The sequence below is a fragment of the Streptomyces kronopolitis genome (assembly GCF_050953795.1).
Lineage (GTDB): Bacteria > Actinomycetota > Actinomycetes > Streptomycetales > Streptomycetaceae > Streptomyces > Streptomyces kronopolitis_A.
Window position 1 is genome coordinate 5,507,216 of sequence record NZ_CP191850.1, and the last position, 14,475, is coordinate 5,521,690.

The following is a 14,475-nucleotide window of genomic DNA, read 5'->3' on the forward strand; positions in this document are numbered from 1 at the left end:
TGCGATTACCCACTTCATACGCGCTCGATCAGGGACGGGGACAGTTGCCGTTCCCCCTGCCCGTCGAACCTCACCCAGGCTTGAGCGAGTGTTCGGCGTTCGTACGGGGGTGAAGACGGGTCCACCCATTTCAGGTCAAGGTCTTTCAGCACGCCGGACCTTTCTCCGTCCGTGACGCGCCTACCGATGTCTTTCCGGGTCACCATCACGCCACCTGCCTTCGGTCGCACGTGACGCACGGCGGGAAGACGTATGGCGGCTTCGGGCTTCCTGGGGGCAGATAGACGACGCCCGACTTCACGTCGAGCGCTCCGCCGTACTCCGTCCACCAACCGTCAGGAGAGTTGGCGTACGGGCCGTGCGGGTCGTCTATGAGGCTGACTAGCTCCGGCTCAGGTAAGGCGCTTGTACGGGCGCTCAGCCGTTTTGCCGGGGCGGTCATGCGGCCGGAGCCCCGACCGACAGCCCTTCGGCTTTCCACTTCCTGACACGGGAAAGCTTCGGCTCTTCGTGCGGGTGGTTGTTGATCTCAAACAGAACGTCACGGTCAAGCATGTCGTCCCACTGTTTGGCCAACGCCGCGCACACGTCACAGCCTTCGGTCACGGTTGCCGTGATCGTCGGCTGTCGGTGCGATTCGATCACTCGGGGCTCTGTCGGCACGGTTGCCACCCTCTTTCGCTCAAGAGGCGGGGAAGGGTGGCGACGAGACGGGGGAATAGTCGTCCCCATCTCGTACAGCGACCTTCCCCGCGTCTTCACGCGGTCCGCTGTGGTCATCTTGATTTGTCCTCACTCCGGGCTGAGTTGATCATCCGTCAGGAGTGGTGCAATTGCAGAGTACGCCTACGAAACGGGTTCGTCTGCGTTTTCGTCACGGGTCGTCGTCTCATCGTCGCTCAAGTAGTACGTCGTTCGACCTACCGTCACCGCCGTCGCGCCTTCCCTGATCCGTTGGGCGGCACGCTCGAAGTCCTCCGCACGTTCCTTGTTGTCCCGTGCCACCCGTTCCCACATGGCGGCACGACCTTCGAGCTTGGCCAAGATCGCTTGCACGTTCGGGAAGGGCTTCGTCTTCGGCCCGATGGGGCCCATCATCAGTTCGTCGTCATCCATGGCCATGAGGGTACGGGCGGAGCGCCAACGCAAAGAAGCCCCGTACCAACCGCCCAGGTAGGCAGTCAGTACGGGGCTTCAGGTCACACGGTCAGTTCGGCGTCGAGCTGGGCAAACTTCTTGCGCACGGTCGCAGGATGACGACCCGCAGCGGCAGCAACCTCAACCGGGTTCAGCTTGTGTCGCCAACCTTCTTCAATGATCTTGTTCGCCTCAGCGTTCGGCAGGCGCGCGCCGTGATCGTTGGCCGGCTCAGGCTCAGGCATGTCGAGCACCTGATGATTGAACACGGCTTCGCGGTCCGGCTCCGGGGCAGGCTCAGGGGCCGTGTCCGGGGCGCTGAGGTAGTCGAAGAACTCCGCTTCGTCCATGAACACCCGTGAAGGCTCCGGGGCCGTCTGAGGGGCGCTCAGGGCTTCCCGCTCAGCGTCGGCAAGCGCCTTCATGTACACGGGCCCGACTTCAGCGAGAAGCATCACAAGGGCGGGTGCGATCAGGTGCACGGCCACGCCGACCCAGTCATGTGCTGACACGCTCAGCCACACGTTCAGGAAGACCGACGACAGGCCCGTGACCCAGCGGAACGCCCCAGGCCACGCACCCAGCTTCGTCACGCCGTACTTCGCAAGCGTGCTTTCGGCGCTCAGGGCCATGATGAAGGCGGCGTCAACGATGAGCCCCAGGACCCAGCCCGACCATGCCCACTGACTGTGAGCGCTGACGAAGGGCGTCGTCGTCATGGTCGAGTAGAAGACAAGCCCCAGGATGAGAAACCAGCGTCCGCCCACAAGCACGCGGCGCGTTCTCTTGATTGCCTTCGTGTCCAACTCCCGTACTCCTTCAGCAAGTTGATCAGTTGATCTTCTTCTGAAGGTCAGTAAGGGAGTCGGTGACTAGCTAGAAGAACTTCGGGCGCGTGCCCGGCGTAAGCCCCGTGTTGCGCGGCGGCGTCGTTACCTCAACGGGCGTGTCCACAACGGGAGTTGAGGCAACCGGCTCTTCCGGAAGGGCGGCCGGCTCAGGCTCTTCGTGGGGCGCTTCGGTCACGCCGGTCGGGAAGTGAAACCAGGGCTTGTCAGGGTCCGTGACCACGTTCGCGCCCGACACGACGTCGTCAGCGCTGAAGCCCGACTTCGCTGCCTTGTCGGCGTCGCCCTGGGTCTCAATCGTCACAGGGGGTGCCGTCGGCTTGCCCGTGTACCCAGGGCCGGGGAACGGCAACAACTGATCGGGGACGTGCACGGGGACGTTCAGCCCCGGCAAGACCGACTTCACGACGTCGTCAAGGTGCTTGCCGTCGTTCTGGGAGTCCGCGAACGGGCCCTTGCTACCTGCCGCCGTCTTCGGCTTCGTGGTCGCCTTCGGCTTCGCGTGCTTCGCTGTCGACGGCTTCGTGACGACCCTCTCAGACCCCGTGTACGTCTTCGCGTGCTTCCCGGAGCTGGGCGACGTCGCCGGAGCCTTAGAAGCCGACATGGGCGCGTCGTCGGCAGCGTCCTGGGCGTCAGTGTCAGCCACGTCGGGCGCTGTGCTCACGGACGGCTTCGCCTGGGTCTGTGCGGCGTCGGCTGGGGCGTCGGTACCGGCGAACATCAACGCGCCCAGCCCGAAGGCAACGGCAGCGGAAGCGAGGGTTGAGACGGGAAGAACGATCTTGCTGTGTTGCACTGTGACCCCGAATTGATCTTGTTTCGTGTTCAACGTCTTACCTGCGAATCGTTGCATGGCACATGTGTTGCGGAACACATGATTCCGTAACGCCTATGCAACAAGTTGTTGATCATGCGGGTGGACGTATTCACAAGCCGTCCACGTGACCGGAAACGCCACAAGTGCCCCGGTTTCGCGGCTTCGTACCCACTCGACGGACCCAGCGATAGCGTCCGTGTCTTTACACCTGCCAAGCACCCGGAAGCCGTCATACCGGGGTGCAGCCGGCGCGCTGAGCAGTCGGGCAATGAGCTTGCCGTGAGCCCTGAAGACGCCCTTCAACTCACCACAGGATTGGATGAGTTCATCTGTAAGTGTCCCGCCCAGCGCCGTGCACAGACGCCATGAGCCCTTCGGGCCAGACGGCACCCAGACGGACAGCGAGACTTCGAACGGTACGACGTGCAGCATGGGCCCCCCAGGCGGAATGTGTGCTTCCTAGTTTCGGGTGCGAATGGTTGAAGTTTGATCCTTCTCAGGTCGAGTTGTGAAACAACCGTGTAGGTGCACAACCGCTCATCCGTCAGGATGACGCGCACCCATAGGGCGTCATCCGTTCGAACGGCTGTGCGAAGCGATACGGAGGAGACTACTCCCAGCCACTGACATATGCCAGGAAGTAAGTAACTGACGAACCGTCAGGTAAACGAAAGAAGCCCCAGACTACTCACGTGAGTAGTCTGGGGCTTTCGTGTGGTGCCTAGACCCATCGGAAGATGTGAGCCTTCTTCGGGTTGCCGTTGCACGACTCGCCGTGTGCCACGCACCGAAGTTCGCGGCTGAAGATGTGAGCCTTCTTCGGGTTTCCGTCGCACTCGATACCGTGAGTCGTGCACTTCATTTCGCTGCCTCCCTGTCGTTCAGCTTGTACCTGAATCATAGCAGGTGACTACTCACGTGAGTAGTCACCTGGGCCAACCAATCTACTCACGTGAGTAGGCTGGATTCAGGCCACACGACACGACGGATACCGGCGGCGCGTATGAGCGTCCAGCAAGCCGGGCACGGCTCACGCGTTGTGTATAGGGTCGAGCCGGGAAGCTCAGCGGCAGGCGCGTGACGTATCGCGTTGCGCTCAGCGTGGTCAGCAACACAGTTCGCATAGTCGGAGTTCGGCGCGCACTGTTCAGCGCTCAGCCGGCCACGTGGGCACGCTCCGGCAGTCGCGCACCCAGGCACCCCGGAAGGCGCACCGTTGTACCCAGTGCCGCGCACTTCGTGATTCGCGTTCACAAGGATCGCGCCCACCTTGGAACGTGTGCAGTCGGCACGTGTCGCCACCCAGGCAGCGCCGTCGAGAAAGTACGTGTCCCAGTCTGGGCGCTGGGGCTTCGCGCACCCGCATTCCGATTCGCAGCGTCCGGGGCACGCGCAAAAGTGGGTACAGAAGTCGTCGCGCAAGCGTTCTCCCAACGCAAAAACCCCCCGGTTTCCCAGGGGGCTTCGCTGTGCTGTGTCTGTCAGGCGTCGTCGCCGTGACGTCGAGCGTGTATCAGATCAACGCCGCCTTCGGGGCAGGTGGGGCAGGGGACGAAGTTCAGCGTCCGCCACTGTTCCGGCGTCACCTTCACGTCGCAGGAAGCCCAACCGCACTGCATGATGATCACGTGGTCTGTCATTTCGTTTCCCCTTCGCTGTGCTTACGAAGGGAACATTAGCCTACTCACGTGAGTAGGCACAACACCTAGACAAGGGCAATGCCACGTTCGAGAAGTGCCGTCACTTCGTCCGCCGTGAACGCGCCCCGATGCTCCGCTAGCGGCTCCCCGTACGGGTCGGCGTCGTCGTACACGTACAGCGTCGGTACCGTCTCAACTTGGCCGGCGCGGCAGTCATACGACGTCACGTCGACAAACTCAGGTTCAACGTCGAGCGCCCAACACGCTTCGTTGAATACTGCCTTGATGCGCCGGACACGCGCGTTGTGCTCCGGCAAGTCCACAAGAACGGCAAGGATCACTTCGCGTCTCCCGTCGGCTCGACATACCGCGCACAGAAGGTGTCGGTGACCATGTGGGTTGTCACCTTCCCGTTCACGCCGACGGACGTCACAAGGTGTGTTCTCGTGTCCCAGTCGGCACACTCCGGGCCTGGGTCACATGCACTGAGCGCCCCCACAAGGGCAACACCCGCAACCGCTACAGCGACACGCTTCACGTTTCGTCCGTCTCTACGTCGGCGTATCCGACGCGTGCCTTGTGTGCTTCCCGTACCTGGGTGTATATGAGCGACAGCGCGTCAGTCTTCTTCGGCCCGTACCCGAATCCGCCGTTCAGTTGGCCGTGCCGCTCAAGGTCAAGCCACTCGTTAACCATGTCGTCAAGCACGTCGATTGCCGCAGCGTCGAGCGACAGGAAGGGGTTAGTCGTCATCTTCGTCTCTCTCCTCATTGCGCCACGACTTCAGCCATGCGCGCTCTTCACGCCGCCGCTGAGTGCCCCGGTCATGGTGCTTCGGGTCGTGCCCCTTGCAACAGACTTCGGCGCGCTGTGCGCGTGCCATCATTCGCCGGATCACGCTTCTCCAAACGGGCCAACCTACTCACGTGAGTAGGTTGGGCCCCAGGTCGTCAGTCGGTATCGGCGGCAAGCCACTGCGCTAGGGCAAGAACGTCGTACGGCGTCAGCCCTTCCGCCCAGTCGTTGTCACCCTTCGAGAGAAGCCCGCGCGCAATGCCCCAAGCTTCATGTCGGTCAGCCATGCGTTCGGTTCGTCGCTGAGAAGCCGTCTTGCGTGGCGTCTTCGGCTCAGTAGGCACGGCGGAAACCGCCCACACGATCCGTGTTCAGTGCCGCGCGAATCTCGGCCTGTCGCTTCGCCTCAGCCTGTCGCCAACCCTCAGCCGTTCGCGCGTCGGTCGTCAGCACCCGTCCGCCCTTGTCCGCCTCTTCGACAAGCCACGCAGCAAGGGCGCGCGCCTGAGCCGGAGTCATCACGGCACGATCGGCCGGAACGGCAAGGCTGATCTTTCCCGGCTCCGACGACTTGACGAAGCCGACGACCCGACCCGTCTCCGTCTTCAGCTCAGCCTTCGTCTCGTTCGTGACACGCAGCATTCTGTTTCTCTCCTCTTGAAATGCCTGGGCAACGAAAAGGGCGCACCATGAAAGGGGCCCCGGTATTCCGTCCGTGATCATTAGAAAAGCGTCAGGTCTTCGACCTTGAAGAGCTGTCGCGTCCGCTCGAAGGCTTCGAAGTTGTTGAAGACGACTTGCCCGTTTCGGCCTACGCGTGCCGCCCAGTCGGGCACGTCGTATTCCCAGACGATGAATCCGGCGGCGTCGAGCCGGCTTTCCCAGCCCTCAAACCACGTGTCGAGCGCTTCGCGTGAATCGAAGCCGCAACGCTCGAAGGGCTCAATACCCTTCAAGAGCGGGTCAGCGAACGGGCTGGGATGCGAGCCGTTCGTGTGATCGCCGGCCATTCCCCAAAGTGCAACAACGTGTTCGGGGTCGAGCCCTTCGCACGTGTAGGGGCCGGACGGAAAGCCCGCATCGAGCGCTGTTCTGTGCCCTACTCGGTAGACCCTCACGCCGTTCTCTCCTTCGTCGTGTACTGGGTAATGCGTGCCCTAGGCCGGATTCGAACCGACGTCATTCCCTTGCGCCCTTTACAGGCCCCGGGTCGGGAAGCTCTTCCGTTGAGCTACTAAGGCTTAGGGCCGAAGCCCCTTCGTGCTATCGGTTCCGGATCACTGCGCCGATGGCAAGGCAGATGATCGAAAAGTTCTGAAGCATGTCGGTAACGAACTGCACTGGGCTTCTCCTAGGTCAGCGGGTGCGGCAGGCAAGCGACTTGATGAGCGGTACGGACTCAGCGAAGGAGTGGCGCACAGTGCTGATCACGCCGCCTTCCGGGTTGCTGGTCACAAACTCGACGTCGTTGCCGACGCGCTGAGTGGTCACCTTGTGTCCGCTGCGAAGGTTGAAGGTCACTGTGTTTCTCCATCCGTGTGTCTGTCTCATTGGCCAGTAAGGGAGTCGGTGACTAGGGGCGGAACCGGTCGTTGGCTCCGCCCCAGGTGGCTACTTGCGACCGGCGTTCTTGTGCAGTTCGACGGCGGCAACTTCGAGCGCATCGGCAAGGGCGGCATCGTTCAGCCGGATCACGGCGGCATAGCGCTTCGCGAACGCCTTACGGCCCTTCGAGCGGTTACCGACGACGTTCTGATGAGTCATGCCGAGTGCCGCACCGATACCGGCCATGTCGCACCCGTCGCCCCAGCCGTAGTCAGTCACGCCCTTGACGCCGAAGGAGTGCTTGAGAACGTCGCGCTGAGCGGCACCCATCGAGTCAAGGACGTCGTTCACACGTCCGTGCTTCTCGGCGCTGTCCGCCATGCGGTCTTCACGGACGTCACGAAGGTCTTCGGTCAGCGCGCCTTCCGTTGCCGTCGAGACAGCGGAGCGAAGTACGGCCATGGCGTCGAGCACGTAACGACGCTCCGTCGGGTCCTGGGGGACCTTCACGGCGTCTTCGAGAACGTCAACGTCAGCCGGAGTCGTGAAGCCCTGGGCGGCAAGCTCAAGAGCGTCACAGAAGGCTTCACGGGTCTCAGGGTCAGCCGGCATGGGCACGTACCGGGCAAGCACCTGAGCGGCTTCGATGGCAGCGCCCCGACCAACCTTCGGGCGAATCTCGCCGTCCGGCTCTTCGTCAAGGTGAACAAGGACGTCCCCAAGGGAACCGTCAGCGTCAGAGTTGTTGTCCGACGTCGTGACCTTGTCGAGCGAAACGGCACCCTGCCACGCCATGCGGGCGGCTTCGGCGCGGGCGGCACTGAGGCGCTTGCCCTTCGGGGGAATGGTCTGTGCAAGCTTCGCGGCTTCGTACACGTCGCCTTCGGCGGCTTCGAGCATCGCAGCGAAGACCTTCACGGCGTTCTCGTCTGCCCCAGCGTTCCCGTTGCGCTCCGCCCGGACGGCATCCTTCAGCTTGTTCTCAATGGTCGTGTAGGCAAGCCGCTCGAACGCGTCAACCGTCGTGTCCGTGAAGCGGGGGAGAAGGTCCCACACGGCCACGCGGCCCACCTGGGCGAACTCATCGGCCCAGTCATGGAACCGGGGCCCACCGTGCGGAGCCATGCGGTTAGCGGCCTTGCGGGCAAGGACGGCTATTCGGGACTCAGTGGCTTCGATCACCTCAGCAACGGCGGCAAGGTCGTTGTTCTGAGCGGCGTGAATGGTGTCGATGGACAGCACGGGGTGACTCCCTAGGTCGTTTGATTCCGCTGAAGGGAGTCGGTGACCTAGGGGCGGCAAGACTGGGTGTCAGCGCGCTCGACAAGGGTTCCGCATGTGTTCGAACATGCGGGGGCAACCAATCAAGGTCACCGACTCTTGCCGACGGGGGCTGATCACTTCCGGTCCGTCGAACACCATGAACGTAACAGGTGACTACTCACGTGAGTAGTCACCTGCCTTGTCCCTGGCACCCGTAGAGACTGTGTTGATCTTGGTAGGGATGTAGCTAAATCGAAGGCGTGACGCCGTCTCATCCTTAAGATGTACGGGTCTGGCATATTCAGACGGCCCCGTTACCTTCGCGATACAGGCAACGGGGCTTAGGTACTCCGTCAGATGTAGGCGCTGCCTACTCACGTGAGTAGGCTCGAATCGTGACCGTGCCGTGACCGTAGATGTTCGAACACGGGGCAGGCGGAAGGGTTCCGCTTAGAAGTCAGCGCCGTACAGGGAGCCCCAGGAACGGCCCCCTAGATCAGCCTCAGCCGTGACCGGCACGCCGAAGAGATCCATGGTCATGCACTTCTCGAACTCACGCGCAATGTCCCTTGCGTCTTCCTTCGGGGCGCTGAACACGATTTCGTCGTGAATCGGCAACTTCATGTAGTCGAGAAGCCCAGCGTCACGCATGTTGAGCATGGCTTGCCCCAGGACGTCACGCGCTGCCGACTGACACTGATAGTTCACAACCGCGTACGTACGGTGTCGGTCGAGCGGGAGCCGGCGACCGGTTACGGAGACAGTGACAAGCCCCGTGTTGCGCGCTTCCCGCTGCCAACGGCTCGACGCCCGTTTGATCTCAGGGAACACGCGGTCATACTCGGCAACCGCGCGGGCAATCTCCGCTTCGGTCGCTCCGGTCTGCCGCGAAATCGTCTGGATTCCTCCGCCGTAGACCTTGCCGAAGCCCGCCCCTTTGAATACCTTTCGGTCGCGCTTGCTGGCAGCGGCACCCTTGATGAGCCGCGCCGTGTACATGTGAATGTCGAAGCCGTCCGGGTAAATCTCCGGGTCCGGGTCCGGGTCACAGAAGCCGGCCTTCATGCGCTTCACGTCAGCGAGTGCCGCCAACACGCGCATTTCGATTGCCTGAAAGTCGACGGAACCAACGATGTGGTTCTCTTCGTCGCCCAGGATTGCGCGCCGAATCATCCAATCCGAAGACGGCAGCGTTTGAGCCGCGAAATCTCCGGAAATCGACATGCGACCCGTGCGCGCCTGAAGCGGATTTATCGTTCCGTGTATGCGCCCATTGGCGTCGTGATTGTTCGCGAACTTGTCCGCGTAACCCGTGACCCATTTACCGGCACGCTTCGCACGAAGGACGGATTCAGCAAGGGGATTCGGCTCACGCGCCCCGATGCGCTCCCAGTCCCGGTCAAGGTCTGCCAACGGCAACAAGACAGCCTTGTCAACCTTCAGCGCTCCGCCGTCGGTCGTCTGGGTCAGCGTCTCGCCCATGGCAAGCAACGCTTCCGACACCTGGGCACCGGAGTTGACGGAGTTGACGCCCCAACTCGCCGCAATGTATGCGTACTTCTCTTCTTCTTCGCGGAGCATCCGACGAAGGGTGTCGACGTATTCAAGGTCGAGCACAAGGCCGGCGCGCTGCATGTACGCGCACATATAGGCAATCTCGTGTTCGTACTCAAGCAACGTCGGGCGAATGCTGAGGCGCACGTGTTCGGCATCAAGCGCCGGATTCAGTCGCGCTGTGTAGATCACGTCAAGACCGGCGTACAAGTTGTAAGTCGGGTGCCGAAGGTCGATACCGGCGAAGCCCGTTGCCTTCGTGAGCCCCAAGCTCCGGAACACGGCCGTTAGGTCGCCCTGAGTGTCCGGGGCTGTCGGGTCAACGTAGAAGGCGCTGAGCGGCTTGAGGCCGGTCCCAATGCCGCCTTCCTGGGGCTGACGCGGGTCAATCAGCGTCGCCTTAATCTTCGTGTCGATTGTGCGCGGCGCGAGAGATTCAAGGGACACGTCAGCGTGCGCGTCCAACACAAGCCAGTCGAACGACGCGTTGTGAATCAGGAAGCGCGGGCAGTGCTTCAGTACGTAATCGGCGGCTTCCTTGAAGCGTCCGCGCAATTCGTAATGGATGACCCAGGCTTCATGCGTTGTGCCGAACTGAACAGTCCTGAGCCGGTACCCAGGGGCGTAAATGTCGAGCCCCGTTGTCTCCGTATCAAGGGCAAGTTCCGGCTTGTTGCGCGCCCAGTGCATGAACTCACGAAGGTCAGCGTCCGTCTCCGGCACGAAGACCGTAATGACGTCGCCGTTCACATTGTGGCGGTACTCAATCACTGTCCGACTCCCTTCCTAGCTTCATGTGCCAGGAAGGGAGTCGGTGACGTGCTAGCCGTTCCGTGCGTCCAACACAGTCTTCAGCTCACGGAAGGCGTAGAAGGCTTGATGCGGAACGACACCGTTGCCGATGCGCTCAAGCTTCTCTTTGTGCGTCAGCCCAGGCACGTTCGTGACCCAGCCCGGTTCAAGCCCCATCAACCACTCTGCGAACTCCGGAGACAGCTTCACGCCGCCCCTGGGGCCACGGATGACGGGAACGGGTGCCGCCGTCTGCCGGATCGTCTCCCAGCGGTACACGGCGCGTGCGAAGGGGCCCCACCACTCCGCCGGAGAGTGCGGCCCAGCGTCGGGCAACTCATCTTCCGGCGTGACGTTCAGGAGAAAGCACACTTCATCTTCGAGCGTCGGGCCGTGTCCGCCGGCCTTTCTCTTGTCCGGGTGCTGTGCGCTGCCGTTGCTGCCCAGGTTCGCCGTCGGCGTCTTGAAGAGCGTGTCAGCCTTGTCGCGCGGGAAGAGCTTTGCCACTGCGGTTACAAGGTCGTCGCCACCTGCCCCAGGTCGAGCGGCCTTAGCGAAGTCGGGCCCACGGTCGGCGTCAGATACCGTCGGCGTCGGCAAGAGTGGCAACGCAGAACCAACGGAGCCTTTCGTGTGGGGCTCCGATTTCACTAGCTCGAATAGCCGTCCACGCAGCGTCATACCCGATTTCGGAAAGCGAACTGAGCACTGAGCTTTGTCCCCGATTTCGGATCGCTCCGACGTTCTCCAAGTACACGTATCGGGGTCGAATGATCCGAATTCCTTCAGCGATGTTGAACCAAATCCCGGAGCGCTCACCCTTGATACCTGCCCTCTTGCCCGCATTGGAAATGTCTTGGCAGGGGAAGCCCGCCGTGATCGTGTCGACTTCGCCCTGAAGGTCTTCCCATGGGGCGTACTGGACGTCACCGATGTTCGGGGCGTCCGGGAAGCGGTACTTCATCACTTCGCACGCCGCCTTGTGTACCTCAGCGACGACCGTGACCTTGTCACCCGTGAGCGCTTCAACGGCTAGGCCAAGCCCGCCGTATCCCGCGCACAGTTCTAGGATTGCCACCTTGTTTCCCTTCTTTGTCTGCCTAGAAGGGAGTCGGTGACTAGGTACGCGAGAAGGCCCCAACCTACTCACGTGAGTAGGTTGGGGCCCCTGGGTCAGTCCTTGCCGAAGATGCCCGGACCGGTAGCGGCAACGGGTGCGTCGGCAACCTTCACGCCAACAAGCGCAATGCCCTTGTTGGTCTTCTTCTTCGACACGTTGCGCTCTTCCATGGCACCGTAAAACGCCTTGCGCGACCAAACTTCAGTCGACTTCAGCCCTTCGGCTTCGCACCAATCGCGGTAAGCATTGTAGGCGTCAGCGCCCGGAAGAACGGTGTCTTCGTCTGCCGCTTCGAGCACTCCGGGGAAGAAGCCGGCCAACGCGTCGGACGTCGCCCGATACTCCCTTGTCGCTGTCGAGATTGACTCAGGGTCCTTCAGTCCCTTCGCGTACCAATCGACAGCGCCACGCACGGCCCATGCCACGATTCCGGCGGCTTCGGCTCGAAGCTTCCTGTCAAGGTCGTAATCACGCTCTTCGGGCGCGAAGTACCGAGAGAAGGGAATGAGCTTCACTCGACGCCAAAGCCCTTCGTCCTGGGAGCGGAACTTAGGCTTGTGGTTGGTCGCAAGCATGATCAGGAAGGTAGGCGCGAACGTGAAAAACTCTTGCCTCAAGAACCTAGCCGTGACCTTGTCCTTGCCCGTCACGCGCTTCAGTACGGCTTCCGACATGGGCTTGCCCGACTCGCCTTCGGATGCCATGACAAGCCGTGCGCCACGAAGGGCGGCAAGGTCGTTCGGGATGCCCCCGCCACTGCCCTTGTCCTCAAACGTGGCAAAGGGCGTCGTCTTCGTGATCCGGCCGAACACGTCCGTCAGCGTCTCCGTGAAGACCGATTTTCCGTTGGCACCCTTGCCCCAAAGAACGGCAAAACACTGCTCACTCGTGTTGCCCGTAATGCCGTAGCCGACAAGCCGCTGAACGTAGTCCACAAGATCGGCGTTGTTCGGGAAAATCTCCGTTATGAACTGTTCCCACCTGGGAGCCTGGGCGTTCGGGTCATACTCGACCGGCAACGACACAGTCAACATGTCGCCCTTGTCGTGCGCCCGGAGCCTGCCCGTGCGAAGGTCAACGACGCCGTTCGTGAAGCTGAGAAGGAACGGCTTCGCGTCGAACTCTTCAGCGTCGACATGCACACTCGGCACGCTGCGAAGCTCCGTCATCAACGCGTCAATGCGCGTCGTCATGGTGAAACCGCGCGACTCAGGGAGACAGCCGGCCAAGACAAGGGCGGCACCCATTGCGTGGATTTCCTGCCGCACGCGGGTAGCCGACTTGACCCAGGTCACGCCGTCCCACACGAAGTAACCCAGCCCCGACGCGTACTTGATACGCCCGTCCGTCCATGCGACAAGGGCGTGTGCGTTCATGGCGTCCGACTCGCCATAGGTCGAGACAAGCTCACCCAGGATGCGCGCCGCTTCGGTGCCCTGATCGCTCGACACCTGAACGGCCCCGGTACGGTGCGCGACTTCGGCTTTACGGTGCTCCGCCTCAACCTGGGCACGGTCGCGAACCGGTCGAGCCGCCTTCACGGCGCGATGAAGCTTCGCCGCAAACAGCGTGTCACCTTCGCGTGCGCGCCAATCCGTAAGGTCGTCGCCGTCGTGCGGCATGGTGAGCGCGTACACGTCGATACCGTGCCCGGCAAGCCCCTCAGAAAGCCGGAGCGTGAAACCCTGCCCCGCAGTGTCGTTGTCCCCGCAAACGATCACCTGATAGCCGCGCAGACCTTCGGCCAACTCCGCGACAAGCTCAGGAGAGTTGACCAAAGAAGCGCCCCGGACGGCAACGGCGTCGTACCCGACCGAAACCGCTGTGAGCGCGTCTCCGGGCCCCTCAGTTACCAGGATGACGCCATACCCGCTGTCACCCCTGAAAACGCCGTACGGGGCCCAGCGCTGCCCGTCCGGATTGCTCAGGGAAAGCCAACGCCCAGGGCACTGCCCCGAAAGGTCTCGACCCTGAGCACCACGGGTCACGCCGTCGAAACCGTTCAGCGGCACGACAAGCCGGGGGAACCGAAGGAAGCTGGGCGACAGGAAGTCGGGGAAGTTGCCGTCAACGCGCGTCGGGTTGCCGGGACTTGCCTTCAGCCCCAGCCGCTCAGCCGTGTCGACGTCGATACCGAACCGGGCGGCAGCGTACGCGGCAGCATCCTGGGTCAGCGAACGACCGTTCAGCCACATACGGAGTGCCGCAACCGGCCCGGTACCAACCATCTTCGGGCGTTCCTTGGCAACGGTCATGCCTTCGCCGGTCACGTCGAACAAGTCAGCCCAGGCCAACCCGGCGGCTTCCTTCACACGCTCCGTCTTGCACCCGGCACGGCAGGAAAGGCGAACCTTGTCGTCTTCGCCACGCCAGATACGGAGCGACGGACGCGAGTCGTTGTGTGCGGGACACACGGCAAGGTAACCGCCGTCCGGCTCTTCGCTGACGTCCTTGAAGCGGCCCAGCAAGCTCACGAAGTCCACGGAAGACCCTTTCTGTTTGTCTCTCGTGAACCCGTAAGGGAGTCGGTGACTAGCTAGCCGGCCCGAAGGTCAGCGCCCAGTCGGCAAGCGTCTTCGCACCCTTCGACAGGTTGCAGGGAGCGCACGCGGGCAACATGTTGTGTTCGGCGTCGGCTCCGCCCTTGCTCAGCGGGTGCACGTGGTCAAGGTGCGTGGCCTTCGCGTCGCAGTAGGCGCAGCGGTACGACCAACGGCGCATAACCTCAGTGCGCGAATACTCGGCGTGCTCGACCCCGTACGCCGTTGCCCGACGCTTCTGACTCAGGGTGTGCCGCTTGTCCTTCGGAAGCTTCCGGTAATAGTCCTTGATGTACGACTTCCGGCGCTTGTTCCGGCACGGCTGACAAGAGCACTTCGGTTCATGCGCCACGACGCACCACCCAGTGAACGTCAGCGCCACGACCGACGGCATGACGTACAGCGTCCACATAGCGGCACC

Annotated in this window: 17 protein-coding genes and 1 tRNA gene; all 18 read right to left on the minus strand. The window is 62.3% G+C overall.

Going from position 1 to position 14,475, the window contains the following annotated elements; translation table 11 throughout:
• Positions 1–438: 438 nt before the first annotated feature.
• Entirely contained in the window at positions 439–645 is a 207-nt protein-coding gene (locus ACQP17_RS24475) for a hypothetical protein (protein ID WP_433858203.1), read from the minus strand.
• Positions 646–846: 201 nt separating this feature from the next.
• Positions 847–1,116 (minus strand): hypothetical protein, encoded by a 270-nt coding sequence (locus ACQP17_RS24480; protein ID WP_433858204.1) that lies wholly within the window; start codon positions 1,114–1,116, stop codon positions 847–849.
• Positions 1,117–1,199: 83 nt separating this feature from the next.
• Positions 1,200–1,943 carry a hypothetical protein gene (locus ACQP17_RS24485; RefSeq protein WP_433858205.1) on the minus strand — a complete coding sequence of 248 codons (744 nt, stop codon included), beginning with the start codon at positions 1,941–1,943 and terminating at the stop codon, positions 1,200–1,202.
• Between the two features lie 70 nt (positions 1,944–2,013).
• On the minus strand, positions 2,014–2,841 hold the full coding sequence (locus tag ACQP17_RS24490; RefSeq protein WP_433858206.1) for a hypothetical protein: 828 nt from the start codon (positions 2,839–2,841) through the stop codon (positions 2,014–2,016).
• A gap of 912 nt (positions 2,842–3,753) precedes the next feature.
• Entirely contained in the window at positions 3,754–4,239 is a 486-nt protein-coding gene (locus ACQP17_RS24495; RefSeq protein ID WP_433858207.1) for a deoxycytidylate deaminase, read from the minus strand.
• Positions 4,240–4,286: 47 nt separating this feature from the next.
• Positions 4,287–4,445, minus strand: a complete 159-nt coding sequence (locus tag ACQP17_RS24500; protein WP_433858208.1) for a hypothetical protein — start codon at positions 4,443–4,445, stop codon at positions 4,287–4,289.
• A 65-nt stretch (positions 4,446–4,510) separates the two neighbouring features.
• Positions 4,511–4,786: a hypothetical protein gene (locus ACQP17_RS24505; RefSeq protein ID WP_433858209.1), complete on the minus strand. Its 276-nt coding sequence runs from the start codon at positions 4,784–4,786 to the stop codon at positions 4,511–4,513.
• A 193-nt stretch (positions 4,787–4,979) separates the two neighbouring features.
• Entirely contained in the window at positions 4,980–5,198 is a 219-nt protein-coding gene (locus ACQP17_RS24510; protein WP_433858210.1) for a hypothetical protein, read from the minus strand.
• Positions 5,199–5,573: 375 nt separating this feature from the next.
• Positions 5,574–5,882, minus strand: a complete 309-nt coding sequence (locus tag ACQP17_RS24515; protein WP_433858211.1) for a hypothetical protein — start codon at positions 5,880–5,882, stop codon at positions 5,574–5,576.
• 80 nt (positions 5,883–5,962) lie between these two features.
• On the minus strand, positions 5,963–6,358 hold the full coding sequence (locus ACQP17_RS24520) for a hypothetical protein (RefSeq protein ID WP_433858212.1): 396 nt from the start codon (positions 6,356–6,358) through the stop codon (positions 5,963–5,965).
• A gap of 35 nt (positions 6,359–6,393) precedes the next feature.
• Positions 6,394–6,481 (minus strand) — tRNA-OTHER (locus ACQP17_RS24525).
• Between the two features lie 115 nt (positions 6,482–6,596).
• Entirely contained in the window at positions 6,597–6,761 is a 165-nt protein-coding gene (locus ACQP17_RS24530) for a hypothetical protein (RefSeq protein ID WP_433858213.1), read from the minus strand.
• Positions 6,762–6,851: 90 nt separating this feature from the next.
• Positions 6,852–8,027, minus strand: a complete 1,176-nt coding sequence (locus ACQP17_RS24535; RefSeq protein ID WP_433858214.1) for a sigma-70 family RNA polymerase sigma factor — start codon at positions 8,025–8,027, stop codon at positions 6,852–6,854.
• A 471-nt stretch (positions 8,028–8,498) separates the two neighbouring features.
• Positions 8,499–10,373: a DNA polymerase gene (locus ACQP17_RS24540; RefSeq protein WP_433858215.1), complete on the minus strand. Its 1,875-nt coding sequence runs from the start codon at positions 10,371–10,373 to the stop codon at positions 8,499–8,501.
• Between the two features lie 51 nt (positions 10,374–10,424).
• Positions 10,425–10,901 (minus strand): DNA (cytosine-5-)-methyltransferase, encoded by a 477-nt coding sequence (locus ACQP17_RS24545; protein WP_433858216.1) that lies wholly within the window; start codon positions 10,899–10,901, stop codon positions 10,425–10,427.
• A gap of 70 nt (positions 10,902–10,971) precedes the next feature.
• A complete protein-coding gene (locus ACQP17_RS24550; protein WP_433858217.1) occupies positions 10,972–11,472 on the minus strand; it encodes a DNA cytosine methyltransferase in 501 nt (166 codons plus the stop codon).
• A gap of 95 nt (positions 11,473–11,567) precedes the next feature.
• The gene (locus ACQP17_RS24555) at positions 11,568–13,997 is read right to left on the minus strand and encodes a phage/plasmid primase, P4 family (protein WP_433858218.1); all 2,430 of its coding nucleotides are present in this window, start codon (positions 13,995–13,997) and stop codon (positions 11,568–11,570) included.
• A gap of 49 nt (positions 13,998–14,046) precedes the next feature.
• The gene (locus tag ACQP17_RS24560) at positions 14,047–14,466 is read right to left on the minus strand and encodes an HNH endonuclease (protein ID WP_433858219.1); all 420 of its coding nucleotides are present in this window, start codon (positions 14,464–14,466) and stop codon (positions 14,047–14,049) included.
• Positions 14,467–14,475: the final 9 nt, after the last annotated feature.